This window comes from Pseudomonas fluorescens (assembly GCF_902497895.1).
Classification (GTDB): Bacteria; Pseudomonadota; Gammaproteobacteria; order Pseudomonadales; family Pseudomonadaceae; genus Aquipseudomonas; species Aquipseudomonas fluorescens_BP.
In genome coordinates this window covers 1-25,758 of the sequence record NZ_CABVHQ010000065.1, presented here as the reverse complement: position 1 = coordinate 25,758, position 25,758 = coordinate 1, and the positions used below count along the sequence as shown (strand labels likewise).

Annotated in this window: 26 protein-coding genes; 13 read left to right on the top strand and 13 right to left on the bottom strand. The window is 61.2% G+C overall.

Features of this window, described 5'->3' with window-relative positions; genetic code table 11:
- Nucleotides 1-3: 3 nt before the first annotated feature.
- From F8N21_RS24630 to F8N21_RS24620, 3 genes are all read left to right on the top strand, one after another.
- Nucleotides 4-261 (top strand): hypothetical protein, encoded by a 258-nt coding sequence (locus F8N21_RS24630; protein ID WP_150644606.1) that lies wholly within the window; start codon nt 4-6, stop codon nt 259-261.
- A gap of 91 nt (nt 262-352) precedes the next feature.
- Nucleotides 353-583: a hypothetical protein gene (locus tag F8N21_RS24625; RefSeq protein ID WP_150644605.1), complete on the top strand. Its 231-nt coding sequence runs from the start codon at nt 353-355 to the stop codon at nt 581-583.
- A gap of 313 nt (nt 584-896) precedes the next feature.
- A complete protein-coding gene (locus F8N21_RS24620; protein ID WP_150644604.1) occupies nt 897-1,139 on the top strand; it encodes a hypothetical protein in 243 nt (80 codons plus the stop codon).
- Between the two features lie 266 nt (nt 1,140-1,405).
- Here F8N21_RS24620 and F8N21_RS24615 read toward each other — a convergent pair whose 3' ends face one another.
- The 10 genes from F8N21_RS24615 to F8N21_RS24570 all read right to left on the bottom strand — a co-directional run bounded on the left by F8N21_RS24615 (nt 1,406) and on the right by F8N21_RS24570 (nt 11,186).
- Nucleotides 1,406-2,518, bottom strand: a complete 1,113-nt coding sequence (locus F8N21_RS24615) for an SMP-30/gluconolactonase/LRE family protein (RefSeq protein WP_150644603.1) — start codon at nt 2,516-2,518, stop codon at nt 1,406-1,408.
- Entirely contained in the window at nt 2,518-2,667 is a 150-nt protein-coding gene (locus tag F8N21_RS30565) for a hypothetical protein (protein ID WP_191624398.1), read from the bottom strand. Before F8N21_RS30565 ends, F8N21_RS24615 begins: the two co-directional genes overlap by 1 nt.
- A gap of 330 nt (nt 2,668-2,997) precedes the next feature.
- Nucleotides 2,998-4,413, bottom strand: a complete 1,416-nt coding sequence (locus F8N21_RS24605; protein WP_150644602.1) for an amidase — start codon at nt 4,411-4,413, stop codon at nt 2,998-3,000.
- A complete protein-coding gene (locus F8N21_RS24600; RefSeq protein ID WP_150644601.1) occupies nt 4,410-5,690 on the bottom strand; it encodes a Zn-dependent hydrolase in 1,281 nt (426 codons plus the stop codon). Before F8N21_RS24600 ends, F8N21_RS24605 begins: the two co-directional genes overlap by 4 nt.
- Before the next feature lie 16 nt (nt 5,691-5,706).
- Nucleotides 5,707-6,402, bottom strand: coding sequence for an ABC transporter ATP-binding protein (locus F8N21_RS24595; RefSeq protein WP_150644600.1), 696 nt, complete (start codon nt 6,400-6,402; stop codon nt 5,707-5,709).
- Nucleotides 6,402-7,163, bottom strand: coding sequence for an ABC transporter ATP-binding protein (locus tag F8N21_RS24590; RefSeq protein WP_150644599.1), 762 nt, complete (start codon nt 7,161-7,163; stop codon nt 6,402-6,404). The genes F8N21_RS24595 and F8N21_RS24590 overlap by 1 nt, the downstream gene beginning before the upstream one ends.
- The gene (locus F8N21_RS24585) at nt 7,160-8,170 is read right to left on the bottom strand and encodes a branched-chain amino acid ABC transporter permease (protein WP_150644598.1); all 1,011 of its coding nucleotides are present in this window, start codon (nt 8,168-8,170) and stop codon (nt 7,160-7,162) included. Before F8N21_RS24585 ends, F8N21_RS24590 begins: the two co-directional genes overlap by 4 nt.
- 2 nt (nt 8,171-8,172) lie before the next feature.
- Entirely contained in the window at nt 8,173-9,033 is an 861-nt protein-coding gene (locus F8N21_RS24580; protein WP_150644597.1) for a branched-chain amino acid ABC transporter permease, read from the bottom strand.
- Between the two features lie 82 nt (nt 9,034-9,115).
- Nucleotides 9,116-10,318, bottom strand: coding sequence for an ABC transporter substrate-binding protein (locus tag F8N21_RS24575; protein WP_150644596.1), 1,203 nt, complete (start codon nt 10,316-10,318; stop codon nt 9,116-9,118).
- Nucleotides 10,319-10,415: 97 nt separating this feature from the next.
- Nucleotides 10,416-11,186: a FadR/GntR family transcriptional regulator gene (locus F8N21_RS24570; RefSeq protein ID WP_150644595.1), complete on the bottom strand. Its 771-nt coding sequence runs from the start codon at nt 11,184-11,186 to the stop codon at nt 10,416-10,418.
- A 165-nt stretch (nt 11,187-11,351) separates the two neighbouring features.
- Between F8N21_RS24570 and F8N21_RS24565 the strand changes: the two genes are divergently transcribed.
- On the top strand, nt 11,352-11,750 hold the full coding sequence (locus F8N21_RS24565) for a DUF488 domain-containing protein (protein ID WP_150644594.1): 399 nt from the start codon (nt 11,352-11,354) through the stop codon (nt 11,748-11,750).
- A gap of 256 nt (nt 11,751-12,006) precedes the next feature.
- On the opposite strand, the gene F8N21_RS24555 is transcribed toward F8N21_RS24565, so the two are convergent.
- Both F8N21_RS24555 and F8N21_RS24550 read right to left on the bottom strand, forming a co-directional pair.
- Nucleotides 12,007-12,534: a cytochrome b/b6 domain-containing protein gene (locus F8N21_RS24555; protein ID WP_150644593.1), complete on the bottom strand. Its 528-nt coding sequence runs from the start codon at nt 12,532-12,534 to the stop codon at nt 12,007-12,009.
- A gap of 1 nt (nt 12,535) precedes the next feature.
- Nucleotides 12,536-12,805, bottom strand: coding sequence for a PepSY domain-containing protein (locus F8N21_RS24550; RefSeq protein ID WP_150644592.1), 270 nt, complete (start codon nt 12,803-12,805; stop codon nt 12,536-12,538).
- A gap of 362 nt (nt 12,806-13,167) precedes the next feature.
- Here F8N21_RS24550 and ccoN point away from each other — a divergent pair, with 362 nt between their 5' ends.
- Complete coding sequence (ccoN, locus tag F8N21_RS24545; RefSeq protein WP_150644591.1) at nt 13,168-14,604, top strand: cytochrome-c oxidase, cbb3-type subunit I; 1,437 nt, start codon at nt 13,168-13,170, stop codon at nt 14,602-14,604.
- Nucleotides 14,605-14,780: 176 nt separating this feature from the next.
- Here ccoN and F8N21_RS24540 read toward each other — a convergent pair whose 3' ends face one another.
- Nucleotides 14,781-15,644, bottom strand: coding sequence for a LysR family transcriptional regulator (locus F8N21_RS24540; protein WP_150644590.1), 864 nt, complete (start codon nt 15,642-15,644; stop codon nt 14,781-14,783).
- A 690-nt stretch (nt 15,645-16,334) separates the two neighbouring features.
- Here F8N21_RS24540 and tssB point away from each other — a divergent pair.
- The 8 genes from tssB to F8N21_RS24500 all read left to right on the top strand — a co-directional run.
- Complete coding sequence (gene tssB, locus F8N21_RS24535; protein ID WP_150644589.1) at nt 16,335-16,838, top strand: type VI secretion system contractile sheath small subunit; 504 nt, start codon at nt 16,335-16,337, stop codon at nt 16,836-16,838.
- Between the two features lie 34 nt (nt 16,839-16,872).
- Nucleotides 16,873-18,411 carry a type VI secretion system contractile sheath large subunit gene (gene tssC, locus F8N21_RS24530; protein ID WP_150644588.1) on the top strand — a complete coding sequence of 513 codons (1,539 nt, stop codon included), beginning with the start codon at nt 16,873-16,875 and terminating at the stop codon, nt 18,409-18,411.
- Nucleotides 18,412-18,452: 41 nt separating this feature from the next.
- A complete protein-coding gene (tssK, locus tag F8N21_RS24525; RefSeq protein WP_150644587.1) occupies nt 18,453-19,808 on the top strand; it encodes a type VI secretion system baseplate subunit TssK in 1,356 nt (451 codons plus the stop codon).
- Entirely contained in the window at nt 19,805-20,488 is a 684-nt protein-coding gene (gene tssL, locus F8N21_RS24520; RefSeq protein ID WP_150644586.1) for a type VI secretion system protein TssL, short form, read from the top strand. Before tssK ends, tssL begins: the two co-directional genes overlap by 4 nt.
- 11 nt (nt 20,489-20,499) lie before the next feature.
- Complete coding sequence (locus F8N21_RS24515; protein WP_150644585.1) at nt 20,500-22,239, top strand: OmpA family protein; 1,740 nt, start codon at nt 20,500-20,502, stop codon at nt 22,237-22,239.
- A gap of 15 nt (nt 22,240-22,254) precedes the next feature.
- Entirely contained in the window at nt 22,255-22,749 is a 495-nt protein-coding gene (locus F8N21_RS24510; protein WP_150644584.1) for an Hcp family type VI secretion system effector, read from the top strand.
- Between the two features lie 146 nt (nt 22,750-22,895).
- A complete protein-coding gene (gene tssH, locus F8N21_RS24505; RefSeq protein WP_150644583.1) occupies nt 22,896-25,532 on the top strand; it encodes a type VI secretion system ATPase TssH in 2,637 nt (878 codons plus the stop codon).
- A gap of 2 nt (nt 25,533-25,534) precedes the next feature.
- A partial coding sequence (locus tag F8N21_RS24500) for a hypothetical protein (RefSeq protein ID WP_150644582.1) occupies nt 25,535-25,758 on the top strand: 224 nt, incomplete at its 3' end.

Genomic DNA, 25,758 nt, shown 5'->3' with positions numbered 1-25,758 from the left:
GACTTGAGCGACGATTCGGTACTCACCCACACATGGCTGGCCCATGACCTCTCAGCGAAACAACCTTCCCGACCAACCTGGCAGGGGCTGAACATCGCCGAGGTGCTGCAGCTCACCGTGGAGCCGGCGGTCGAAGTGTTCGCCGAGCACCCCGGGGTGCGCCGCTCCCTGGAGGTTTTGCGCGAATTCTCTTGTGGTCACTCTGGAGTCTTTTCGCCAGCTCCGGATCGGGCGACGAACGGTTACCGCTGGTCTGATTGACGGTCGACAGAAGGGCATCGGCAAGGCCATGCTGGTAACTGGTGATTGCGATAAAACGCAGTTGCCTCCGATCAACAAACGGAGGTGTTCCATGCCGGTGAACCATGATATTTATCAGGATTTGGGCTGTACGAAGGAAGTCATCCAACAGAAGCGCGCCAACGACCCCCATCTCCACTCATTGCTCGATAAATACTCAAGCATCGATGCCGAAGTGCTGAAGGCCGAGGCTGCGGCAGCCGCTGATGATGATCTGAAGAAGCTCAAGGAGAAGCGTGTGTTGATCAAAAGAGAGATATTGAAGTTGACGAATCTATCCTGAATCCGTGAATCCCTGAGCGGGGCTGCGCAGATCGCCTGTGCACCCCGCCAGATTGCCCCTCAGTCATTTATCGTGCTCGCGCTGCAGTTGTTTCGCCATCTCCAGAGGGTGTTCTCTCAAGCTGGAATGCCCATGCCGGTTACTCCTGAATGTTCGACTCTCAGTTACTTACTGCGAGGGAGTTCCAGTGAGGGGATGAATGGTCAAGGGCGCAGGTGCGTCGACCGCCGGCGAGCAAATAAATGGAACGGCGATAAATACCCACTCCTCGAATAATCAGAGTCTGGCATTTCAGGCTTCAAGCGAGGTGTGTATGAGCGATCCACGATTCCCCAGTGAAGAACAGGGCGGTTATGACCCGATGCCGACGTCTCCTGATCCCTTGGGTCCGGGACGTACCGCGGTCAATCCGGACAAAGAGCGGGGTGTTGATGAGCTGCCGGAAAACGAAGGCGTGCGGCCGTTGGATGAGGACGATGAAACCGCAATGGACCCGGATCGGATACAGGAAGAGACCGACAATGCGGTGCAGGACAAACCGATGAATCCGCGTTGAACCCGGGTTGCCATGTTCACATTCAAGGACCAGCCCTCACCCCAGGGGGCATAAGTATCTACACAACATTGGAATACGGCATAGGGCTAAGTCCGTAGCAGCTGCCGAGCCTGCGAGGCTGCGTTCGAGCCGGGGTCGCGCTCGACCGAAGTCCTCGCAAGGCCTGCGTACGCGGTTTACTTGAAAGAATCCGTTGCTTGATTTCACGACCGCTTCGCAGTCGAACGCAGCCTCGCAAGCTCGGCAGCTGCTACGAGAGCTAGAACTTATTCTGCGTTCTGCATCGCCTGACTCAACGGCAACCGTGCCATATTGCTGGCCTTGAGCGACCCCAGATATAACCAGTCCCCATACTCGCGAACCGTAGTAATCGGCGAGTAATTGCCGCTGCTGTTGTCCTGCAGGTTGGCAACCACCTTGCCTTCAGTGTCCAGCCCCAACGCGAACGCCCGTTTCTCGATGGGCTTGGGCAGTACCATCATCGCCCGGACCAGCATTTTACGCAGATACGGATACCCCGCAGTGCCGTCCAGCAGCGGATTGCGCGGGGCATAAAGCGCCACCCAGAAACGATCGCGGCCATTGAAACTCAAGTTGTCGGGCAGGCCCGGCAGGTTGTCGATAAACACGTCATGGGTACCGGCCCTGGCGCCGGTCAGCCAGTAGCGGCTGATGCGATAGGCACCGGTTTCATTGACCAGCACAAAGGCTTCGTTCGGTCCCAGTGCCACGCCATTGGCGAACTCCAGCCGGTCCAGCAGCAACTCGGTCTTGCCGGTCTGGAAGTCGTAGCGCAACAGTCGCCCGTCGCCGCCGTGTTCGATAATGGCCTCACCATCCTTGCCGTACTCCCAGCGGCTCGAAGCATCGCTGAAATAGGCAAAACGACCGGCGGCGTCCACCGCGACATCGTCGGTGAAACCGAAGGGCAGACCGCCGGCTTCGATGCTCAGAGCAGCCAAGTGACCCTGAGCGTCCAGGGCCAGCAAACCTTTGACCCCGTCAGCAATGATCAGCCGACCATCCGGATGCCGGGCCAGGCCCAAAGGCCGGCCGCCAGTGTTGGTCAGCACTTCGAGGGTCTTGCCATCGAGGCTGGTGCGGATCACCCGACCATCGTGCAGACCGCTGATGAGAAAACCTTGCTCCAGCAGCAGTGCTTCAGGCCCGGCAATATCCGCAGCGCCGACTTTTTCCGCAGCCTTGAGCTTGTGGTTTTCGGCGTAGGCGCCGTTACTCAGCGAGGGCGCGGTGGCGGGTGTCCAGCTGACCGGCTGGACCTTGGTCGGCATCAGCAGCAGAAAAGCCGCGATGGCGATCACCAGCACTAGAATCAGGTGGCGAATCTTGACGCGACGGGGGGCGGGGGCATTTTTCATCACGCGATCACTCCTGTCCGGGCCGGGAGGGTCCGCGGTATACACAGCAGACCGAAGACCAGTACGAAACCGTCGTGTCGCCACGGGTTGTACAGCGGATGGATGCCGGTACGCAAGCGGGTGCGAAATGCCTGGGTGGACTGCTTCACTGCTGTCTCCTGTTGTCATTGTTATAGACAGAAGATTAGCCCTGGCCGGGTTTGCCGGCTAATTGTTATTCGCAGGGTTGGTTTGAGTTGTAGTTGGGTACATCGATTGCATCAGTCGAACGAAGTACCTGTGGCGAGGGGGCTTGCCCCCGCTGGGTCGCGAAGCGGCCCTAAAACCGGCAATCGCGGTAATTCAGGTAGAACGCGTCAGCCGGTTTACGACTGCTTCGCAGCCGAACGGGGCGATGCGGCGTTCCGACAAGCCCCCTCGCCACAGTAAGCCCCCTCACCACAGGAGGTCATCGCCAAGTCTTGGATTGGCTGTTTCGATCAGTGTCCCGGACTCACCGGCTCGCGCAGATGCCGGGTCGGGAAGTGGCGGGCGTAGGCCTGGCACACCCGCAGCACCTGATCATCGGCATACCGCCCAGCGACCACCTGCAAACCCACCGGCAAGCCGTTCGGGGCCAATCCGCAGGGTACCGACGCGGCGGGTTGCTGGGTCAGGTTGAAGGGGTAGCTAAAGGGCGTCCACTCCATCCATTCGCCAAAGGGCGAACCCGGTGGCACATTGTGGCCGGCTTCGAACGCAGTGATCGGCAGCATCGGCGAGACCAGTACGTCATAACGCTGATGGAAGGCACTCATCCGCGCCACCAGGGCGGCCCGGGCTTCGAGAGCGCTGGTGTAGTCGCCGAGGCTGATCCGTTCGCCGAGTTCGGCGATTCGCAGCAGCCCCGGATCAAGCAGTTCGCGCTGGGCCCTGCTCAGCTGCCCGGCCAGGCGCGCGGCCCCGGCGAACCACAGGGTATTGAACATCTCCAGCGGGTCGCTGAAGCCCGGGTCGATCTGTTCGACCTCAGCACCCAGTTCTGCCAGGCCCTGCACCGCCTGGGCCACCAGCCGGGCGACCTGCGGGTCTACCTGCACATGGCCGAAATCCGGGCTGTAGGCGATGCGCAGGCCTTTGAGGTCGGCGCTTTCCTGCAGCCAGGGACTGCTGCGTGGCGCGCCGATCAACCCGTCGCGGGCATCGGGGCGGGCGACGGTCTGCAGCATCAGCACGGCGTCTTCCACGGTGCGGGTCATGGGCCCCAGATGGGAGAGGATGGTCATCGCACTGGCGGGCCATTGCGGTACATAACCAAAGGTCGGTTTGATCCCGAAGGTGCCGGTGAAGGCACAGGGAATCCGGATCGAACCGCCGGCATCGCTGCCCTGATGCAACACCCCCAGATTCAGCGCGGCCGCGGCTGCGGCACCGCCGGACGAGCCACCGGCGGTCATCCGCGTGTCCCACGGATTGCGGGTAATGCCGTACAGCGGGTTATCGGTCACGCCTTTCCAGCCGAATTCCGGGGTAGTGGTCTTGCCCAGCAACACCGCGCCGGCCTCGCGCATGAACGCCGTGAAGGGCGCGTCCACCTCCCACGGCCCCTGGGCCGAAGTGCTGCGCGAACCCTTGCGCGTCGGCATGCCCTGGGTCAGGGTCAGGTCCTTGATCGACGCCGGCAAGCCATCCAGGGCACCGCAGGGCTGACCTTTGAGCCAGCGCTGTTCGGAGGCACGGGCCGCCGCCAATGCGCCTTGCGGGTCGACGTGGCAGTAGGCGTTGACCTGCGGGTTGAAGCGCTCGATTCGCCCCAGCGCATCTTCGGTCACCTCGACCGGCGACAGGCTTTTGTCGCGGTAGCGGGCGAGCAGTTCGACGCCGCTCATCTCGGCAATATCGCTGTGTTCGATCATGCGGATGTCCCTCCCTGGGCGGCATTGATCATCGCCCGCAGCAATACCGCACAGCCGGCCGCCAGATCATCCGGGGCGGCGTTCTCGATTTCGTTGTGGCTGATACCGCCTTCGCACGGTACGAAGATCATCCCCGCCGGGCCGAGTTCGGCGACGAAGATCGCGTCATGCCCGGCGCCGCTGACGATGTCCATATGGCTCAAACCAAGGCGCTGGGCGCCCTGGCGTATCGCGTCGACGCACTCGTCAGCGAAGTCCAGCGGCGGGAAATCGGCGGTCGGGGTCAGCTCGAAGCTCAGCCCGTGCTGCTCGCAGGAGGCCTCGATGACCGCGCGGACTTCATCGACCATGGTTTGCAGCTGGTCCGAGTGCAGGTGGCGCAGGTCGATGGTCATATGCACCTGGCCAGGGATCACATTGCGCGAACCCGGATGCAGGCTCAGGCAGCCGACGGTGCCGCAGGCATGGGGTTGATGGGCATGGGCGATGCGGTTGACCGCACTGACCACTTGCGCGGCGCCGACCAGGGCGTCCTTGCGCAGGTGCATGGGCGTCGGCCCGGCATGGGCTTCGACGCCGGTCAGGGTCAGGTCGAACCATTTCTGGCCGAGGCAGCCCATGACTACACCTATGGTGGTCTGGCGGTCTTCGAGCACCGGGCCCTGTTCGATATGCGCTTCGAAATAGGCGCCCACTGGATGCCCGAGTACCGCCCGCGAACCGGCGTAACCGATGCGCTGCAACTCGGCACCCACCGATACCCCTTGTTCGTCCTGCTTGAGCAGGGTTTCGGTGAGGTCGAATTTTCCGGCGAACACCCCCGAACCCATCATGCACGGTGGAAAGCGCGAGCCTTCCTCGTTGGTCCAGACCACCACTTCGATGGGGGCCTCGGTTTCCAGCCCGAGGTCATTCAGGGTGCGGATCACTTCCAGTCCGGCCATGACCCCGTAACAGCCGTCGAACTTGCCGCCGGTGGGTTGGGTGTCGATATGGCTGCCGGTCATCACCGGCGCCCGCTGCGGATCGCGTCCGGCACGGCGGGCGAAGATGTTGCCGATGGCGTCGACGCTGACGCTGCATCCGGCTTCTTCGCACCAGCGCACGAACAGGTCGCGGGCCTGGCGGTCGAGGTCGGTCAGGGCCAGGCGACAGACCCCGCCCTTGGCGGTGGCGCCCAGTTGCGCGAGGTCCATCAGTGATTGCCAGAGGCGGTCGCGGTTGATCAGCGGCGCGTTGCTGTCGAGCTGTTGCGATGGATCGAGACGACTGTTCATAAAAGAAGCTCTCCGGTCAGGCGCTCAGGGCCAGGTAACGGTTTTTGATCATCGGGTCGGCACGGAAAGCCGCGGCGCTGCCTTCGTAGACCACGCGACCCTGTTCCAGCACGTAATGGCGGTCGGCCAACTTGTCGCAGACCATCAGGTTCTGCTCCACCAACAACACCGGCAGGCCGTCTTCCTTGATCTTGCGCAGAATCTTCACCAGCTCGTCGACGATCACCGGCGCCAGGCCTTCGGTGGGTTCGTCGAGGATCAGCAACTTCGGGTCATTGAGCAGCGCACGGGCGATGGCGAGCATCTGCTGCTCACCGCCGGACAAGGCGTGGCCGGCATTCTTGCGCCGCTCCTTGAGCCTGGGGAACATGCCGTAGACGTCTTCCATCTGCCAGCGGCTGGTCTTGCGCACGGCGATGCGCAGGTTTTCCTCGACGGTCAGCAAACGGAAAATCCCCCGATGTTCCGGGACCAGCGCCAGGCCCTGGCGGGCAATCTCGAAGATTTTCTGGCCGACCAGGGCCTTGCCGTTGAAATGGATCTGGCCCTGGCGCGGGCAGATGATCCCGAGGATGCTGCGCAGGGTGGTGGTCTTGCCGGCGCCGTTGCGCCCGAGCAAGGTCACCAGTTCGCCGGGGTTGACGGTCAGCGACACGCCTTCGAGGACGTGGCTCTTGTCGTAGTAGGAGTGGATATTCTCGACGATCAGCATCAGGCGGCTTCTCCCAGATAGGCGGCACGCACGCGCTCATCGGCGCGGACGAATTCCGGTGTGCCTTCGACCAGGATCTGGCCGTGGCTCATGACGGTGATGCGTTGGCTGATGGACATGACGATGCTCATGTTGTGTTCGATCAACAGCACCGTATGGTCCCGGCCCAGGTCGCTGATCAGCTGGGTCATGATCGGGATGTCATCGATGCCCATGCCCGAGGTCGGCTCATCGAGCATCAGCAGTTTCGGCCGCGAGCAGATCGACATGCCGACCTCCAGCACCCGCTGCTGGCCGTGGGACAGTTCGCCGGCGAGGGTGTCGGCCCGTGGCGTGAGCTTCAGGCGTTCCAGCACCTGGTCGGCCATCTCCAGGTGCTGGCGACGGCTCTCCACCCGGCTCCAGAAGTTCAGCGCGCCGAGGCCGTCCCGGCCCTGGGCGGCCAGGCGCAGGTTTTCCCGCACGCTGAGGTTCTGGAACAGGCTGGTGAGTTGAAACGAACGGGCCATGCCCAGGCCGACCCGGCCGTGGGTCGGTTTGCGCACGATGTTCTTGCCGTCGAACTGAATGGCTCCGCCGGTGGCCTGGCGTTCGCCGGTCAGGCAGTGGAACAGGCTGGTTTTGCCGGCGCCGTTGGGGCCGATGATGGTGTGGATAGTGCCGGCCTGGACTTTCAGGTTGACGCCGTTGACCGCATGGAACGCGCCATAGGCCAGTTCCAGGTCGCGGGTTTCCAGCAGGTAGTGTTCAGCGCTGCTCATAACAGTTTCTCCTTGGCCTGCAGGGGCGCCTTGCGATTGCCGCGAAAACGTTCCACCAGTGATGACAAGCCGCCCCACAAACCGCCGCGCATAAACACCACCACCAGGATCAGGATGATCCCCAGCAGCATCAGCCAGCGTGGCCAGAGGTCGGAGAGGAAGTCGCCGAGCAATACGATGGAACCGGCGCCAAGCAAGGAGCCGAACAGCGATCCGGTGCCGCCGACTATGGTCATGATCAGGATGTTCTCGGACATTGCCAGGTCGATATTCGACAGCGGCACGAAGTGCAGCAGCATGGCGTACAGGGCTCCGGCGATACCGGTCACCGCGCCGGACAGGACGAACACCAGAATCTTGAAGTGCCGGGTGTCGTAGCCGATGGCGCAGGCGCGGGTTTCGTTCTCGCGGATCGCCATCAAGGTGCTGCCGAACGGCGAGGCAATGACCCGGCGGGCGGCGATGAAAATCAGCAGGAACAGCACCGCGACGAAGCCGTAGAAGGACCGCGAGTCGGTGAGCGACAGGAGTACTGTTTCGCCAATGCGGATTTCCGGGCGCGGCACGTTGAGCAGGCCGTTGTCGCCACCGGTCCAGTCGCTCAGGGTGTAGGCGATGAAGTAGGCCATCTGGCTGAAGGCCAGGGTCAGCATGACGAAGTAGATGCCGGTGCGGCGAATCGCCAGGGCGCCCACCAGAAACGCCAGGAAGCCGCCGGCCGCCGCCGCGCCCAACAGCGCGCTGAACAGGCCCAGTTGCAGGTGAATCATCAGCAGCGCCGCGCAATAGGCTCCGGCACCGAAGAAGATGCCTTGACCGAAGGACAGCAGCCCGGTGTAGCCCAACAGCAGGTTACAGGCGAGGGCGGCCATGGCGAAAATCAGGATTTCCGTGGCCAGGGTCGCCGACGGCAATACCAGCGGCAGGCCGATCAGCACGCCAATCACCAACAGCAGCATGTAGCGCGACTGAGTCTTGGCGAAGGGCAGGGGATTTTTCTCAGTCATGTTCATGCTCTCCCGAACAGGCCGTAAGGACGCACCAGGATTACCAGCGCCATGGCGCCGTAGATCATCAGGCTCGCGCCCTGGGGCCAGATTGTGGTCATCAGGCTTTGCACCACGCCGACCAGCAGACCGCCGACCAGCGCGCCGCTGAACGAGCCCATGCCGCCGATCACTACCACCACGAACGCCACCCCGAGAATCTCCGGGCCGACGAAGGGCTGGGCACCGCGCAAGGGCGCAAACAGCACCCCGGCGACACCCGCCAGGGCCACGCCCAGGGCGAAGGTCATGGAGAACAACCGGAAGATGTTGGTGCCCAGCAGCGACACGGTTTCGGTGCTTTCACTGCCGGCCCGCACCAGCGCGCCAAAGCGCGTGCGCTCCAGCAGCAGCCAGAGCGCCAGGCCGATCAGCCCGGAAAAGACGATCAGGAACAAGCGGTAGTAGGGATACACGAAGTCGCCGATGATCAACACCCCGCGCAGCAGTTCCGGCACCGCCACGCTCTTGCCCACCGGGCCCCAGATCAGCACGCTGGCCTCCTGGATAATCAACGCGATTCCCAGGGTCACCAGGATCTGGAAGGTATGCGGCAAGTGGTAGATCCGCTGGATCAATAATCGCTCGATGGCCCAGGCCAGGGCGGCCACCACCAGCGGCGCGAGGAGCAGTGCCAGCCAGAAACTTCCGCTCAGGCTGACGACGGTGTAGCAGATGTAGGCGCCGAGCAGGAAAAACGCGCCGTGGGCGAAGTTGACGAAGTTCAGCAAGCCGAAAATGATCGTCAGGCCGACCGCGATCAGGAAGTAGATCATCCCCAGGCCAAGGCCATTGAGGATCTGGAACAGGTAAAGATTGAGCATGCAGGAACCCTCTGCAGGGAGCCGGTGACGAAGGCGTCACCCGGCCCGCTGCCTGTGGCAAGCGGTGGAAAGGTTTCTCGGGTCAGCCCAGGACGCAGCCGGTAGCGTCTGCCGGCGGGAACGAGCGCCCGGAGCTGACCACTTGCGCCAGGTCATCCTTGTCGCGCATGTCGGCGGCGGCCTTGCCCACCAGCAGGTAGTAATCCTTGATCACCTGATGATCGCCGGCACGGATCGATTCCGGGCCGGTCGGCCCTTCGTAATTCAAACCCTGCATGGCCTTGGCCACGGTCGGGCCGTCGAAGCTGCCGGTGGCGATGATGCTGTCGAGCATGATCTTGGTGCCGATGTAATCGGCCGCCAGCGGGTAGGTGGGATTGATCCCGTATTTGGCCTGGGTGATCTTCACCAGCTCGCGATTGAGCGGGGTATCGATCTGGTGCCAGTACTGCGCGCCGAGATACACGCCTTCGAGGACATCGCTGCCCAGTTCCTGGAACTGATCGAGCCCGGCGGACCAGACCAGCAGCACCTTCATGCGTTCCTTGATGCCGAAGTTCACCGCCTGACGCAGGGTGTTGGAAGACTGGCTGCCGAAATTCAGCAGTACAAGCACGTCCGGTTTGGCGGCAATGGCGTTGGTCAGGTAGCCGGAGAATTCCTGCTCCTGCAGTGAGTGATAGCTGTTGCCGATGTGTTCGACGCCATGCTCGGCGCAGACTTTTTTCGCGCCTTCGAGCAGCGCTTCGCCGAATACGTATTGCGGGGTGATGGTGTACCAGCGCTTGGCCTCGGGCAGCAGCTTGATCAGCGGCACCAGGGTTTCGCGGATCGCCCCGTAGGTTGGCACCGACCAGCGAAAGGTCGCTGCATTGCAGTCCTTGCCGGTGATTTCATCGGCGCCCACCGGGGTCATGAATACCCCGCCGACCTTGCCCACTTCCTTGGCCACCGCCAGTGCCGAGGACGACAAGGTACAGCCCTGGAAAAACCGTGCCCCGTCCTGCGCAATCGCCTCCTGCACCTTGCGCACAGCCTTGCCGGCGTTGCCTTCGGTGTCGATCACCTTGTAGTTCAACGGCCGGCCGAGCAAGGTCGGATGCTGCTCGATCGCCAGGCGCGAGCCCATGTCGGCGAACTTGCCATAGCTGGCGAAGGCACCCGACATCGATTTGAGCCCATAAAAGGTAAAGGGCTCGGCGGCAAAAGCGTGGCGCACACCCAGCGGAAGGCTGAGGGCACCGGCGACGGTCAGACTGGCTTTCAACAACGTACGACGCTGCATGGGGTAACTCCCTGGTTTAATTATTGGCAGGAGTGGCAATGGCAAAACGGCGCATCACGGCCTGTGGGCAGGCCTTTTATTGGAGATCGGAGCGGTGTCAGTGACTGTGATCGAACTCCAGCAAAAAGTGGCGGGTGACTTCGCCTTCAAGGGCGCTCATGTGGTGCTCGGCATCGCACATGTGTTCGTGCATCAATTGCCGCACGCTGTTTTCGTCCTCGGCTTGCAAGGCGTTCAACAAGCGTTTGTGGTAGTCCAGATTGGCCGCGTCGAACTGCTTGCGCTTGGGCTTGTAGGCTTTCTTCAGCACCACCAGATCGCGCAGCAGGTCATTGAGAAATTGCGCTATAAAAGCCAGCAGCGGATTGGGACAGGCACGGGCCAGCAGATTGTGGAATTCCAGTTCCGCCAGGCGCTGTTCGCGCTGGCCGGCTTCGCTGTCTTCCGGTGCGCTGCAAAAATCGACGTTGTCCTGCAGGGCCTTGAAGTCAGCCGCGCTGAGGCGGCCGATCACCGAGATGGCCAGTTCGACTTCGATGACCTTGCGCAGTTGGTACACCTGCTCGCCGTCCAGGTGCTGGAAGTGCAGGTAGTTGCGCAAGGCGCGGCTGGCCGGCTCCGTGCCGGCTTCATTCAGGTAAGCGCCGCCACTGGGGCCGGTGCGGGTGTTGACCAGGCCCTCGACCTCAAGAGCCTTGAGCGCTTCACGGGCCGAGCCCTTGGAGCACTGGAAGCTTTCCATCAGCTCGCGCTCGGTCGGCAAACGGTCGCCCGGGCGCAGCGCGTCGGTGACGATGGAGCGCTTGACCGACTCGACAATCACATCGGAAAGCTTCTGGCGTTTGCGGCGGAGCGGGCGACTGAGCATGTGTGCTATTTATCCTATTAATGCGGATTAATAGCACTTAATAGGGCTTGGCCGGACACGTCAACTGCTGACACGGCGATGGGGTCGTTTTCAGGGGAGAAGGGTCGTAATCAGATATAACGGCTAGTCTGTTGGGACTGGTAAGTAACCCGAGATTCGAGCCCGATGATTCAATGCAAGCGTGCCTACAGCCCGGCAGAGGCCAGTGACGGTTACCGGGTGCTGGTCGATCGCCTGTGGCCACGCAATTGTCGCAAGGACCAGCTGGCGCTGGATGAATGGCTGCGCGAGGTGGCGCCGTCAACCGAACTGCGGCGAGCGTTCAAGCAGGCGCAGGTGGACTTCGAGACTTTTCGCAGCCGCTATCGGCAGGAACTGACTGCCCGGCCCGAGCATTGGTGGAAACTACTGGAAAAGGCGAGGGCGGGCACGTTGACGCTGATCTATTCGGCGAAGGACGAGCAACATAACAATGCCCAGGTACTGGCGCAGTGGCTGGAAGACGAACTGGATCGGAGCGGGGATTCGAGTTCGCCGGTGTGTTACGCGGGGGATTTTGACTGAAGCCGAATGCAGGAGCTCTGTGAATGCAGAACCCCTTGTGGCGAGGGGGGCTTGCTGTGGCGATGAACCCCTGTGGCGAGGGGGCTTGTCGGAACGCCGCATCGCCCCGTTCGGCTGCGAAGCAGTCGTAAAACCGGTTGATGCGTTCTGTCTGAAAAACCGTGATTGCCGATTTTAGGGCCGCTGCGCGCCCCAGCGGGGGCAAGCCCCCTCGCCACAGGGGTTCATTACCAAGCCGGAGATTGTTATTAGCCTGCTAACGCTTGCGCCGTTTACCAGTGATCATCGACAGCGGCAGGTTTTCGCGCAAACGCACACTCTCCACCACCGCGGCGGCAATATGCACACAGACCAGGGTGAGCAGGGCGTTGGCCATCAGCTCGTGGATATCCCGTGGCAAGTCCTCGCCCCAGAAATAGTCCACTTCCTCCATCAGGAAGCCGGTGATGCCGAGGCCGACCATCAACAGCAGCATCAGGACCATCACCAGCGCACCAATGGGTGAATGCCCCATGCGGCGATAGTCCTTGCCGCCCAGCAACGCGCGGGTATGCCCAACGAGGCGCGCAGGGGTCGGCCAGAAGTCCGCCCAGCGCGCCGCCGGCGAGCCGATAAAACCCCAGGCCACGCGTACCAGCACCACGCCCACTGCGTAATAGCCCAGCCAGCGATGCCAGCCGTCACCTTCCTCGTTGAGGAAGTAATCGCCAACGAAGGCGATCACCAGGGACCAGTGGCAAAAACGTACCAGTGGGTCCCAGAGGCGCTGGGTTCCAGTGTTCATGTCAGTCCTTTTCGATCTCTTCCTTCACAGCCTTGCCAGAGACCGGGTCGAAGTAGATCTCGACTTTCTGCTTGGCTTTGTTCCAGCCGTAGATTTCATAGCAGTTGCCGGAGGTGACCTTGAACTTCTTGATGTCATAACCCTGAGCCTTCAGGTCTTCCTGGAACTTGGCCGGGTCCTGCCATTGAGCCTTGTCGGTCTTGGTGCATTCAGTGCTGGCCAGAGTCAACGGGCTGACTGCCAGAAGGGAGATCAGAAGAAGTGTGCGCATGGGGGCTCCTCGGGATGTTGTTGTTGACTGGCAACGCGAGAGATTCTCACTCAATTGCCATTGCGCTGAAGCTTAGTAGGGCTTTTGAAGCCTGTCACTGCAGCGTTGGCAGCTTTGCACCTTACTTGAAGGTGCCTCTTATTATTACTTGAGTGCAATATTAATGAACTTAAGCAGCATTATTATCAAGTTGTGGTGAGTTGTCTGAGGCCGCACACTGTTTCTGCTTCGTCCTGCAGCACTTGCCCAGTCTTACTGACCGACCTTCCTTATCGGTATCTGACGCTTGCTTATCCAGTTAACTGGAGAGCGGAATGCTGCTGCACGGACCTGTCAGCGACTTCTTGTGTGATGGAATGATTATGGCCAGTGCAATACTTTCCGACAGTAATACCTCCTACAACTATGAGATCGTCAGACGTTTCACTTTGATGACGCTTTTCTGGGGCATCGTTGGCATGGGCATGGGGGTATTTCTTGCCGCCCAACTGGTCTGGCCGGAGCTGAACTTCGGACTGGCCTGGACCTCTTTTGGTCGCTTGCGACCGGTCCATACCAACCTGGTGATCTTCGCCTTCGGTGGCGGTGCACTGTTCGCCACTTCGTTTTATGTGGTGCAACGCACCAGTCGCGTGCGGCTGATCTCCGAGCGCCTGGCCAACTTCGTATTCTGGGGCTGGCAGGCAATTATCGTCGCACTGGTGATCAGCTATCCGCTTGGCTACACCACGTCCAAGGAATACGCGGAAATGGAGTGGCCTATCGCCCTGGCGGTGGCGGTGGTCTGGGTGGCCTATGCCTATCTGTTCTTCGGCACCATCGCCCGGCGCACGGTCAAACATATCTATGTCGGTAACTGGTTTTACGGTGCGTTCATCGTGGTCACGGGCATGGTTCATGTGATCAACCATATCTCGGTTCCGGTCAGCCTGATGAAGTCCTACTCGAGCTATTCGGGGGCCACCGACGCGATGATCCAGTGGTGGTACGGCCACAGCGTGGTGGGTTTCATTCTCTCGGTGGGTTTTCTGGGGATGATGTATTACTTCGTGCCGAAACAGGCCGAACGGCCGATCTACTCCTATCGCCTGTCGATCATCCATTTCTGGGCGATCATCACCCTGTATATCTGGGCTGGCCCGCACCATCTGCACTACACCGCATTGCCGGACTGGGCGCAGTCGCTGGGCATGGCCATGTCGATGATCCTGCTGGCGCCGAGCTGGGGCGGGATGATCAACGGGATGATGACCCTGTCCGGTGCCTGGCATAAATTGCGTACCGACCCGATTCTCAGGTTCCTCGTGGTGTCGCTGGCGTTCTACGGCATGTCGACCTTCGAAGGGCCGATGATGGCGATCAAGACGGTCAACGCGCTGTCGCACTACACCGATTGGACCATTGGCCATGTGCATGCCGGTGCCCTCGGCTGGGTGGCGATGATCAGCATCGGCACGCTCTACCACATGATCCCGAAACTCTATGGCCGCGAGCAGATGCACAGCATCGGGCTGATCAATGTGCACTTCTGGCTGGCGACCATCGGCACGGTGTTGTACATCGCCTCGATGTGGGTCAACGGCATCACCCAGGGGTTGATGTGGCGGGCGATCAACGACGATGGCACCCTGACCTACTCATTCGTCGAAGCGCTGCAAGCCAGTCATCCGGGTTACATCGTGCGCCTGATCGGCGGCGCGACCTTCGCCAGCGGCATGCTGCTGATGGCCTACAACACCTGGCGCACGGTGAGGGCAGGGGAACAACGGGTTTCGGCGCCCATTGCGGCAATGGCCTGATTGTCTGGGGTGCATGTGTGCGCGAAGATCAAAAGATCGCAGCCTGCGGCAGCTCCTACGTCGACCTCATCGCCATTTTACGGGTGTACACACATGCCACTGTAGGAGCTGCCGCAGGCTGCGATCTTGGCGATTTGACCGGCGCTGAAAGAGTGCCGGTCAATAGGCCTCACCGATCAAATCAACGGATCCCAGCGTTGCGACCAGTCACTATCGGCCTTGACCACTGCCCTGAGCAGCTCGAACGCCAGCTGCAAGGTGGTCGAATCGCGATCCCGGGAATAGACCAGGTAAGTCGGGTAACTGAATTCCGGTGCTTTGGGCACCCGTTCCAGTACGCCGCTGTGCAGGTAGCTTTGCACCACGCGGGTTCGGAAATAACCTGAGCCGCCATTTTCAAGGATGTATTGCAACGCCAGGGGCCCGAGGTTGAAGCTGAGGGCGGCTTTTGCCTTGTCCGGCAACGCTGCGTCGTGTTGTCGGCGAAAGTCTTTGCCCCAATCGATATAGATATAGGGCTCGGGGTTGGCGACCAGGCGCACCTGAATCAGCTTTTCTTCCAGCAATTGCTCGACTTGCAGGCGCGGCCAATATTCCGGTTGAAAGACCAGGGCCGCATCCAGCACCCCCAGTTCAAGCTGGCGCAGGAGGTTTTCGCCATCGCGAATTTCCGTGCGCAGGGCATGGCTGGGAATCTTCTCGCGCAACTCGCGAGCCCAGCTGAGCATCAATGGATTGCACAGGCTGACCTCGCCGCCTATATGCAGCACGTTACGGTAACCGTCAGGCAATGGCAGATCGCGACGGGCCGCCTCCCAGGTCTGCACCAGTTGATTGGCGTAGACCACAAACGCCTCGCCATCCGGAGTCAGCCGGGCACCGGCGCGATTGCGCACGAACAAGGTGCTGGCGAGTTGGCTCTCGAGCTTCTGGACCCGCGCGGTGATGGCGGTCTGGGTGACGTGCAACTTCTCGGCCGCCGAAGCCAGGCTTCCGTGGCGCACGATCTCCAGGAAGGTGCGGGCTAGATCGATGTCCATGGGCATCCCGGTATTGAAAGGGGCTTGCAGTGTAAAGCAAGCGCCAGCCAGCCGAGCCATTTCAATGGGGCTGAAGGCCTGAAGCAGTCAACGCCGGGGGGTTGTCACGGTCGACGGTGTGCAGGCGACCGTTGTACAGAATCAGATCGGCCGGTGCGTTGGACAGGGTACTGCTGCCTGCGCAGAGCGGGCTGATCCAGGCGCCGACAGCGCCTGCCGAAAGGCCTTGCAGTACCCGACGGCGGTTGAAGCCGTTGTGCTCATCGGCTGGAGCTCTCCGCGTGACTGGTGCGTTGGCTAAACGAACTGGCGATCATCTGTCGGGATGGGTGCGCAGACAGCAGTGCCGCAAAGAAATATAGACTGCAAATCCGCACCCCATGGCCCGCAGGACGAACGGGGCGAGCAAAAACATGTATCCAGAAAATACGAATGTAGGCTGTTTCTGAAAAGGCGCCGGAAACTTCCTGATGGTGCTTCGAGGGATGGATTAGCCGGGTGAGATAGTTCATTGTTGTTGTAGGCAAGAGATCAGTACATGTATCGCAAGTGTTTTGCCCGTCTATTTAAAAAGGAATTTATGTGCTGTGGCTGGCAACGTTTTCGTAGTGGCTCGGCTAAAGGTGTGAATTCCAGTCTTACTTGATTTTCGTGATGGCATTTGCTGTTGCGCAGATGTCTGGAGGAGTTATGGCTTCAAACAGCTTTCAAAATGAAGTGCCCAAGGCTCGGGTCAACATCAAGCTCGATTTGCATACCGGCGGTGCGCAGAAAAAGGTCGAGTTGCCGCTGAAGTTGATGGTGATGGGGGATTACAGTAACGGCAAAGAGCAGCGTTCGTTGTCCGAAAGAAGCAAAGTCGATATTAACAAGAACAACTTCGACAGCGTGTTGGCCGAGTTTTCTCCGAGTCTGAAGCTGTCGGTGGAAAACACCTTGGTCAATGACGACGCCGACACCTCTGTCGAGTTGAGTTTCCAGAATATGCAGGATTTCGAGCCGCAGCAGGTGGCGCGGCAAATACCGCAACTACGTGCCCTGTTGGCTATGCGCAACCTGCTGCGCGACCTCAAGTCGAATCTGTTGGACAACGCGACCTTCCGTCACGAACTGGAACGCATCCTCAAGGATGATGCGCTGAGCGACGAGTTGCGAGCCGAATTGGCCGCCCTGGCTCCACAAGAAGATCGTTAATTCACCTCGGTTGGTTTAAAAGGAAGTTCCCATAATGTCCGTAGAACATTCCGGCGTGCAATCGCGCGGCGCTGCAGTATTGACTGAAGAAAATCAAGGCGTATATGGCGCCCTGTTCAGCAAGATCAACCTCAGCCCGGTTGCAGAACTGGGTGGTATCGAAGCTTTTCAGAGCGTTGAGGCATTGTCCGAGGCTTCTGCCGATGAACGGGTTACCGCCGCAGTTAGCGTGTTCTTGAACTTGCTCAAACAAACATCGCAGAAAGTCGAGCGTCTGGATAAAACCCTGCTGGATGAGCATATTGCATCGTTGGATGGACAAATCAGTCGCCAACTAGATGCGGTGATGCACCACCCTGATTTCCAGCGCGTCGAGTCGACCTGGCGCGGCGTGAAATCGCTGATCGATCAGACCGATTTTCGCCAGAACGTACGTATCGAACTGTTGGATATCAGTAAGGATCACCTGGTACAAGACTTCGAAGATGCGCCGGAGATCGCCCAGAGTGGCCTGTATATGCATACCTACACCCAGGAGTACGACACTCCGGGTGGCGAGCCGATTGCCGCGGCCATTTCCAACTACGAGTTCGACCGCAGTCCTCAGGATATCGCCCTGCTGCGCAATATTTCCAAAGTGGCGGCGGCAGCGCACATGCCGTTCATTGGTTCCGTGGGCCCGGCATTCTTTGGCAAGGAGTCGATGGAAGAGGTGGCCGCCATCAAGGATATCGGCAACTACTTCGACCGTGCCGAATACCTCAAATGGAAGGCGTTTCGCGACAGTGACGATGCCCGTTACATCGGCCTGACCATGCCGCGCGTGTTGGGCCGCCTGCCCTATGGTCCGGACACCGTTCCGGTACGCAGCTTCAACTACATCGAAAGCGTCAAGGGCCCTGATCACGAGAAGTATCTGTGGACCAACGCCTCGTTCGCCTTCGCGGCAAACATGGTGAAAAGCTTTGTCACTAACGGCTGGTGCGTGCAGATTCGCGGACCACAGTCAGGCGGTGCTGTCACCGAGTTACCGATCCACCTGTACGATCTGGGCACTGGCAACCAGGTGAAGATTCCTTCGGAAGTGATGATTCCGGAGACTCGCGAATTCGAATTCGCCAATCTCGGCTTCATTCCACTGTCGTACTACAAGAACCGGGACTACGCGTGCTTCTTCTCGGCCAACTCCACCCAGAAGCCGGCGCTGTATGACACTGCCGATGCCACCGCTAACAGCCGGATCAATGCACGCTTGCCGTATATCTTCCTGCTGTCGCGCATCGCCCATTATTTGAAGCTGATCCAGCGCGAGAACATCGGAACGACCAAGGACCGGCGCTTGCTGGAGCTGGAACTGAATAAGTGGGTCGGTGGGCTGGTGACCGCAATGACCGATCCGGGCGACGCTCTGCAGGCTTCACACCCGCTTCGCGATGGGAAGGTGACCGTGGAAGACATCGAGGACAACCCGGGGTTCTTCCGCGTCAAGTTGTATGCCGTGCCGCACTTCCAGGTGGAAGGCATGGACGTCAATCTGTCGCTGGTTTCGCAGATGCCCAAGGCGAAAGCCTAAGCCACTTCAAAACCTAAGCCACTCCGTAGAGAACCGACGCCATGAAAATCGACCGTCCCCTGTGGGCCGCGGGGGCCCTGTTGTGCCCGCAACAATTCCAGCAGCAGGCGCGTTGGGAAGCCTGGGCCAACGAGAGTCTCGCCCATCTGTCCCTGGTACACCCATGGGGCGTGCAGGCGCTGGCGTTTGACCCGCAAGCCCTGCGACTGGGCAAGCTCAAGGCCACCCAACTGTGCGTGCGCATGCCCGATGGCACCTTGGTCGATACCGATCACGTGGATCGGCTGCCTCCTGCTCTGGAACTGGCCCGACTGCTGTCCGATGACATCCAGGATGCGACGTTGCTGCTTGCCTTGCCACTGGAGCAGGCCAATGGCAACAACTGTTTGTTCGACGGGGCCAGGGCCGATCGGCCGACGCGTTATCGCCAGGATTGGCGTCCGGTACAGGACATATACGCAGACGAGGAGCAGTCGATCGGCGTTTTGGAGCATGCACTCAGCCTGCGCCTGGATAACGACAAGAACGCCGATTACCTGACCTGCCCGATCGCGCGTCTGGTGCGTGACGGGCAGGGTGCCTGGAGTCTCGATCCTGTCTATGTGCCGCCGCTGCTCAGCTTTGCGGCTCATCCCGTGCTGCTGGCACAGCTTGATAATCTGCTGACCCAGTTGTCCGCCAAGCGTCAACGGCTGATGGGCATGCGTCGCGAGAGCAACCAGCGTATGGCTGATTTCGCCGTGGCCGATGTGTCGTTGTTCTGGTTACTCAATGCCTTGAACACCTACCAACCGGTATTGGCTGATCTCCAGGCGCATCCGGCGCGGCACCCCGAGCAGGTCTATCTGGATCTGATCAAGCTGGCCGGCAGTCTGCTGACCTTTTCCCTGGAACAGGATATCGACAAGATTCCGGCCTATCGGCACGAGCATTTGGAAAGCGTATTCGCACCGTTGATGAGCACGATCTCCACCTTGCTCGAGGCCAGCCTGCCGTCGCGGGTGATTGCCCTGAAGCTGGAGGAGAGCGGTGCCAACCGCTGGCAGGTCTCCCTCAACGATCCGCGTCTGTGTGAGCGTGACGGCGCTGACTTCTATCTGTCGGTGCGTTGCCGCCTGCCGGCAGTGCAGTTGCAGAGCCAGTTTCCACGTCTGTGCAAGGTCGGTACGCCGGATGATGTCGATCATCTGATCAACGCCGCGCTCGACGGTGTGCCTTTGCAGTCGCTCAGCCATGTGCCAGCGGCTATTCCGTTGCGTCTCGAGAACCAGTACTTCGCCCTCGATCTCAGTCATGCCAAGGGGCAGGCCATGCTGGCCGCCGGCGTCTGCGCCTTCTACGTTCCAAGCACCCTGGCCGAGGTGAAACTTGAACTATTCGCGGTGCTGCGCACATGAACCTGATCACCTCAAAAAAACCGGCCGCAACGGCGGTGGATATCGATTCGTTGTTGCAGGACAGCTACCTGCTGGTAGTCGAACTGCGGCAGGGCGCGTCGGCGCAAAACAGCCTGGTTCTGTGGGAGCGCTGCGTGAAGCAGGTCGAGCAGGTTCAGCAGCGCCTCAAAGAGGCCAATGTGAGTCAACGCAGCATTGATCATGTCAGCCACGCCCAGTGCGCCCTGCTGGATGAGACCGTACTTGGCTGCGCCAAGGAAGGTGCCCATGCCAACTGGGCAAAGGAACCCTTGCAGGCCAGGTTTTTCAGCCGTCACCAGGCGGGCGAGTTCCTCTATGAAGAAATGCGTGAAGTGCTGCGCGAGCCAGCGCCTGACCTGCTTGCATTGACGGCATTCCAGCGCGTGCTGATGCTCGGCTTTCAGGGCCGTTACCGCGACGTCAACGACCCCGAACGCGAGCTACTGCTGGCAGCTCTGAATGCCCAGGTCGACCCGCTGAAACTCAGCCATGGGGTAACCACACAGGTGGTCGCCGGCCACCGAATGAGCACCTTGCATGGGTTGCAATCACCGCTGGCCCATGTTCTGGCGGCGACTCTGTTGCTCGTCGGTGCATGGTGGGGGCTGGACCATCTGTTGGGCGGTGTGATCGCCGCGCTCTTGCCCGGCCAGGGCTGAGGGTGGGGCAGATGACGCTCAAGCAGACACAAGGCCTTTGGCTGTGGGCGGGTACGCTGATCCTGGCGCTGCTGGCCATCATTGCGCTCGCAACCTGGATACGGGCAATGGCGGTGCTGACCGTTGTGGTCTTTGTCGCCCTGGCCTGGGTCCGGGCTGGGCGACGTCGCGCGCACCCGAGCGAACCACTGAATCTGGCCGACATTATTTCCTTGCCTCCCGCGGCCTATCGTCAACCCGTGGTATTGGTCTGTGGCGATGGTCTGGCCGGTCTGTTTGGCGCAATTCCCGCTGAACAACTGGCCCTGCGCAAGACCGCGCAAGGTTGCTATGTGCGGGTGCCCGGCCTGGAGCAGCTACTGGCGGTGACCGCTAGCCTGGTGGCCCAGCGTCCGGACTGGGGCGGGCAGCTCAGCGTCATGTTCATCGCCAACCCTGGCGAACACACCGATGGCGCAGTGCTGGCTGGCCAGGTGCGTGCCTTCTGCCACCAGGTAGCACTGATTCGCAAACGCGGGATAGCGCTGCCGCTACTGCTGGTGAGCTACCTGCAAGCCTCGCGAGGCGAAGGACCCTGGTTCAGTTGGCAGGCAGGCCAGGCCAGCCCCAAGGTGCGCGAGGCCGGTGCGTGCGTCAGCCTGGCCGATTGGCAACGGCAGGCCGCTGACTCCACAACCCAGGCAGTGCGGTTGCACGCCAGCGTACAACTGAATAGCGCAGCGGCCTGGCTGGGTGAAGCGGTACTGCCACACTTCGCCACCGGCGAAGCCCGCCATCCAGTCGGCCTGGCGCTGGCCTGCGCCATCACCCTGGTACCGGCACTGCCCCAGAGGCTGACGGGCAACCTGTGGCAGCAATGGTTGCGTGACAAGGTTGCGCTGGTTGACGCCCGGCAGGCTCCTTCCGGGGCGGATACACCATTGCCGTTTCCCGATCCCTTGCTGCATGTGTTCCCCGTCCACGCCCGGCGCTCGCCGATACGCGACGCAGGTGTGAGAGCGCTGTGGTTGTTCGTGCTGGCTGGCCTGGTCGCCTTGGCCAGCTCGGCCTGGCAGAACAACCTGCTCATGCGCCAGGTCAGTGATGACCTGCGTCGTTACACGTCTATTCCCCCGTCGCAACATCGTGACCGGCCCGAATTTGCCCTGCGGGAAGAGGCAATAACGGTGCTGCGCCAGGACGCCCTGCGACTGGACAGCTACTACCGCCAAGGCGCACCCCTGGCGCTAGGCCTGGGCCTGTATCACGGCGAACCCCTGCGGGCGCAGCTGCTGGCGACGATTGCCAGTCACCGTCAGCCGTTGGCGGCCCCAATGCCGGCGGGGATCTCCAATCCCGTGCGTCTGGACAGCCTGTCACTGTTCAGTACCGGCAGCGCCCAGCTCAAGCCTGACTCGACCAAAGTGCTGATCAATGCCCTGGTCGATATCAAAGCCCAGTCAGGCTGGCTGATCGTCATTACCGGGCATACCGATGCCACTGGCAACGCCGATCTGAACCTCAAGCTGTCCCGCGCCCGAGCGGCCGCGGTGCATGACTGGATGCATCGCATGGGCGGTATCCCCGACAACTGCTTCGCTGTCCAGGGCTTTGGCGCCAGCCAGCCGATCGCCAGCAATGACACCGAGGCCGGACGCACGGCCAACCGGCGCGTCGATATCCGTCTGGTGCCGGAAGTGGGGGCCTGTGCGCTGCCCACTGCCGGGCCGGACAGACAACCCCCTGTCGCAATCAGCGGCATTCATTTTTGAGAAAAGGAGCTTCACATGGCAATTCCGATTTACCTGTGGCTGGTAGTAGATGACGCCGGCCAGGAGATCGCAGGTTCGGTGGATGTGCACGGACGCGAGGGTAGCATCGAGGTGCTAGCCCAGGACCATAGCCTGTACATCCCCACCGACAACAACACCGGCAAGCTGACCGGCACACGGGTTCACGCTCCGTTCCAGTTCACCAAGGCAATCGATGCCTCCAGCCCCTACCTGTACAAGGCGGTGGCCACCGGGCAGACCCTCAAGTTCGCCGAATTCAAGTGGTACCGCGTCAACCACGGAGGCGAGGAAGCCGAGTACTTCATCACCACGCTGGAAAACGTCAAAGTGGTGAAAGTTGCGTCGAAAATGCACGACATCAAGGACCCGACCAAGGAGAAGCACAGCCACCTGGAACAGGTTGAGCTGCGCTACGAGAAGATCACCTGGACCTACAAGGACGGCTACATCACCCACTCCGATTCGTGGAACGAGCGCCCGAGCGCTTGACGTGAGAGAGCCAGCAGACGGGCCTCTGTCTGCTGGTCCCGGTGTGCCGGGTTGAGCGTCCGTTCGCGGGCGTTCAACCCGACACATCGCCCCGCCGCTTGCACAACCGGCTACGCGCCGAGAATCCAGAACAAGGACGCACCCCCATGGCACAGAGTTCCGCTCGTTTGCTTCGCCGCCTCAATCCCTACTGCGTCCAGGCGCTGAGTGCGGCGGCTTCGCTGTGCCAAAGCCGCGCCCATGCACAGATCAGCATCGAACACTGGCTGCTCAAACTGCTGGAGCAAGGCGAGGGCGATCTGACCCTCATCGCGCGCCGCTACGAATGGGATATGGACGCGATCTGGCGTGGGTTGCTCGACCATCTCGACAGCCTGCCGCGCAGTGTGCAGAGCAAGCCGCAGTTGTGTGACAAGTTGCAACAACTGATCAAGAATGCCTGGCTGCGTGCATCGCTGGACGACAACAACGACAACCTGCGTTCAGTACACCTGCTCGGCGCGCTGCTGGAGACTCCCAGTCTGTTGGCATGCGAAGCGGCCTGGCCGCTGCTGAGTCTCAGAACTACTCAGCTGCAGCATTTGCTCCCGTTGCTCGATCAACACTCCGAAGAACGTCCACAGGTGCAGCAACAAACTGCCCTGGGCCAAATAGAAGCGACGCCCCTCGCTACTCCGCCATCCAGCGCCGACCGACACGCTGCTTTGCAGGCCGTGCTGGACAAATTCACCCAGGACCTCACCGCCAAGGCCGGGGCAGGGCGGATCGACCCGGTGTTCGGCCGAGACGATGAAATCCGTCAGGTCATCGATATCCTCAGTCGCCGCCGCAAAAACAACCCACTCCTGGTCGGCGAACCCGGGGTGGGCAAAACCGCCCTGGTCGAAGGCCTGGCGTTGCGCATCGCGCAGGGCAATGTCCCGGACAGCCTCAAAGCGGTCAGCGTGCGCACCCTCGACCTGGGGTTGTTGCAAGCGGGCGCCGGGGTCAAAGGCGAATTCGAACAACGCCTGAAAAACGTCATCGATGCCGTGCAGCAGTCAGCAAACCCGGTGCTGCTGTTTATCGACGAAGCCCATACCTTGATCGGAGCCGGCAACCAGGCGGGCGGTGCCGACGCGGCGAATCTGCTCAAGCCCGCTTTGGCCCGCGGCGAGTTGCGCACCATCGCCGCCACCACCTGGAGCGAATACAAACAGTACTTCGAGCGCGATGCGGCCCTGGAGCGGCGCTTCCAGAGGGTCAAGGTCGACGAGCCGGACGACGCCAACGCCAGCCTGATGTTGCGCGGCCTCAAGGCTCGTTACGCCAGCCACCATGGCGTGCACATCCAGGATGCGGCAGTACAGGCCGCGGTCAGCCTGTCGCGGCGCTACCTGACCGGGCGCCAACTGCCGGACAAAGCCGTCGACCTGCTCGACACCGCCAGCGCGCGAGTGCGCATGAGCCTGGATTGCGAACCGCAGGTGCTGGTCCGACTCAAGGCTCGCCAGGCCGCCCTGGAACTGGAGCGCCAGGCCCTGGAAGAGGACCGGCAACTGAGCGGCAGCCGTGCCAGCGAGCGTCTGACGCTGATCGCTGCGCAACTCGCCGAACTGCATCTCCAGCAAATCGATCTGGAGCAGCAATACCGCTACGAACTCGACTTGACCCAGCAACTGCTCGCCGCACGCCAGGCTGAACCAGCACGAATGGACGCTTGCGTGGAGCTGCAACGACAGCTGACCAAGGCCCAAGGCAATCAGCCATTGCTGTCCCTCGACGTCAACGCCCACAGCGTGGCCGAAGTGCTCGCCGACTGGACCGGGGTGCCGCTGGGCAGCCTGCTCAAGGACGAACAAGCCAACCTGCTGGCGCTGGAACAGCAATTGGCTGAGCGTGTCATAGGCCAGGACCACGCCCTCAGCGCCCTGGCCCAGCGTCTGCGCGCGGCCAAGACCGGCCTGACTGAAGAAAAGGCCCCACTGGGGGTTTTCCTGCTGGTGGGCACCAGCGGCGTCGGCAAGACCGAAACCGCCCTGGCCCTGGCCGACTGCCTGTTCGGTGGCGAGAAGTCGCTGATCACCCTCAACCTTTCCGAATACCAGGAAGCCCACACCGTCAGCCAACTCAAAGGCTCGCCCCCTGGCTACGTCGGTTACGGCCAGGGTGGCGTGCTCACCGAAGCGGTGCGGCAACGGCCCTACAGTGTCGTACTGCTCGACGAAGTAGAGAAGGCCCATCGCGACGTACTCAACCTGTTTTACCAGGTCTTCGATCGCGGCTTCATGCGCGATGGTGAAGGGCGCGAAATCGACTTTCGCAACACCGTCATCCTTATGACCTCCAACCTTGGCAGCGACCCACTGCAAGCCTGTCTGCAGGAGCAGCCCGACGCGCCGGACAGCACCTTGCACGAACTACTGCGGCCGATCCTGCGCGAGCACTTCCAGCCGGCCCTGCTGGCGCGCTTTCAGACCCTGATCTACCGCCCGCTGGCCGCCTGCGCACTCAAGGGCATCGTCGCCCTCAAACTTGCCCAGGTCGCCAGGTGCCTGCAGCGCCACTACGGCCTGGACTGCCAGATCGACCACCACCTCAGCGATGCCCTGGTTGCCGCCTGCCTGCTGCCCGACAGCGGCGCGCGCAACATCGACAGCCTGCTCAACCAACAGATCCTCCCGGTGCTCAGCCAACAACTGCTGCAACGCCAGGCAGCCCGGCAGAAAACCCACGGCGTGACCCTGGGCTACAGCGACGATGAAGGCGTCAGCCTGCACTTTACCGATGCGCAGGAGGCCTGAACATGTCCAGCCAATTACGCACCTTCTTCGACCACTGCCGGCACACCCTCTGGGTCCGCAATGTCGACGCAGCGCTCGACGTCCTGACCTTCCACGGCGAAGAAGGCCTGAGCCAACCGTTCCACTACCGCGTGGAATTCACCTGCCCCGAGCACGACCTGGCCGCCGACCAGCTGCTCGGCAAGGACGCCCGTTTCAGCCTGCACGCCGTACCGCAAAAGCTGCC

Excerpts from the sequence above, each read along its gene's own strand:
- F8N21_RS24620 (WP_150644604.1), top strand. The coding sequence starts at position 897 with ATGAGCGATCCACGATTCCCCAGTGAAGAACAGGGCGGTTATGACCCG.
- F8N21_RS24575 (WP_150644596.1), bottom strand. The coding sequence starts at position 10,318 with ATGCAGCGTCGTACGTTGTTGAAAGCCAGTCTGACCGTCGCCGGTGCC.
- F8N21_RS24605 (WP_150644602.1), bottom strand. The coding sequence starts at position 4,413 with ATGATCGAACACAGCGATATTGCCGAGATGAGCGGCGTCGAACTGCTC.
- F8N21_RS24600 (WP_150644601.1), bottom strand. The coding sequence starts at position 5,690 with ATGAACAGTCGTCTCGATCCATCGCAACAGCTCGACAGCAACGCGCCG.
- F8N21_RS24570 (WP_150644595.1), bottom strand. The coding sequence starts at position 11,186 with ATGCTCAGTCGCCCGCTCCGCCGCAAACGCCAGAAGCTTTCCGATGTG.
- F8N21_RS24580 (WP_150644597.1), bottom strand. The coding sequence starts at position 9,033 with ATGCTCAATCTTTACCTGTTCCAGATCCTCAATGGCCTTGGCCTGGGG.
- tssC (WP_150644588.1), top strand. The coding sequence starts at position 16,873 with ATGTCCGTAGAACATTCCGGCGTGCAATCGCGCGGCGCTGCAGTATTG.
- F8N21_RS24555 (WP_150644593.1), bottom strand. The coding sequence starts at position 12,534 with ATGAACACTGGAACCCAGCGCCTCTGGGACCCACTGGTACGTTTTTGC.
- tssL (WP_150644586.1), top strand. The coding sequence starts at position 19,805 with ATGAACCTGATCACCTCAAAAAAACCGGCCGCAACGGCGGTGGATATC.
- F8N21_RS24595 (WP_150644600.1), bottom strand. The coding sequence starts at position 6,402 with ATGCTGATCGTCGAGAATATCCACTCCTACTACGACAAGAGCCACGTC.
- F8N21_RS24590 (WP_150644599.1), bottom strand. The coding sequence starts at position 7,163 with ATGAGCAGCGCTGAACACTACCTGCTGGAAACCCGCGACCTGGAACTG.
- tssH (WP_150644583.1), top strand. The coding sequence starts at position 22,896 with ATGGCACAGAGTTCCGCTCGTTTGCTTCGCCGCCTCAATCCCTACTGC.
- F8N21_RS24510 (WP_150644584.1), top strand. The coding sequence starts at position 22,255 with ATGGCAATTCCGATTTACCTGTGGCTGGTAGTAGATGACGCCGGCCAG.
- F8N21_RS24625 (WP_150644605.1), top strand. The coding sequence starts at position 353 with ATGCCGGTGAACCATGATATTTATCAGGATTTGGGCTGTACGAAGGAA.
- F8N21_RS24585 (WP_150644598.1), bottom strand. The coding sequence starts at position 8,170 with ATGACTGAGAAAAATCCCCTGCCCTTCGCCAAGACTCAGTCGCGCTAC.
- F8N21_RS24565 (WP_150644594.1), top strand. The coding sequence starts at position 11,352 with ATGATTCAATGCAAGCGTGCCTACAGCCCGGCAGAGGCCAGTGACGGT.
- tssB (WP_150644589.1), top strand. The coding sequence starts at position 16,335 with ATGGCTTCAAACAGCTTTCAAAATGAAGTGCCCAAGGCTCGGGTCAAC.
- F8N21_RS24515 (WP_150644585.1), top strand. The coding sequence starts at position 20,500 with ATGACGCTCAAGCAGACACAAGGCCTTTGGCTGTGGGCGGGTACGCTG.
- F8N21_RS24550 (WP_150644592.1), bottom strand. The coding sequence starts at position 12,805 with ATGCGCACACTTCTTCTGATCTCCCTTCTGGCAGTCAGCCCGTTGACT.
- ccoN (WP_150644591.1), top strand. The coding sequence starts at position 13,168 with ATGGCCAGTGCAATACTTTCCGACAGTAATACCTCCTACAACTATGAG.
- tssK (WP_150644587.1), top strand. The coding sequence starts at position 18,453 with ATGAAAATCGACCGTCCCCTGTGGGCCGCGGGGGCCCTGTTGTGCCCG.
- F8N21_RS24540 (WP_150644590.1), bottom strand. The coding sequence starts at position 15,644 with ATGGACATCGATCTAGCCCGCACCTTCCTGGAGATCGTGCGCCACGGA.
- F8N21_RS24615 (WP_150644603.1), bottom strand. The coding sequence starts at position 2,518 with ATGAAAAATGCCCCCGCCCCCCGTCGCGTCAAGATTCGCCACCTGATT.